Origin of the sequence: Bacillus sp. SIMBA_008, from assembly GCF_046535495.1 — a bacterium.
Taxonomy (GTDB): Bacteria; Bacillota; Bacilli; order Bacillales; family Bacillaceae; genus Bacillus; species Bacillus subtilis.
On the sequence record NZ_JAWRWL010000066.1, the window covers coordinates 1 to 400 of the forward strand.

The following is a 400-nucleotide window of genomic DNA, read 5'->3' on the forward strand; positions in this document are numbered from 1 at the left end:
TGGCGTTTTGAAGCTGCTGGAAGTCGGCTTGGATGAACTGTTCGTTCGCTTCGGTTTCTGCGTATTCTTTCGTTAAATCGTGATCGAGCTTGCCGAGCTTATGTATCGTTTCGCTTCTTTTTTTGTCAGCTGAAGACAGCTTCTGATCCGTGTTTTCGGTTGAAAACAGATCAAGCGAGATGATGTCTTCGATCTCTCCGAGGATGGAGCGCATGTCCTTTTTCTGCTCTTCCATAATCGCCTTTGATTTACTGAGGGCGTGGGTGAGCTCATGCTCCAGAAATGATTCCTCCACATGCGAATTGGAAAGTCCGGCATCTTCGACCTTACCGGGAAGGCTTGTGAGAAATGCGATTTTCATGTCGATCAGATCAAGCCAGCTGTCTGTGACGCCGGCGTG

Annotated in this window: 1 protein-coding gene; it reads right to left on the minus strand. The window is 48.5% G+C overall.

Translation table 11 applies throughout. From position 1 onward, the window contains the following. Positions 1-400, minus strand: a 400-nt coding sequence (locus SB658_RS22135; protein WP_410602343.1) for a T7SS effector LXG polymorphic toxin, incomplete at both ends; no start/stop codon positions are given.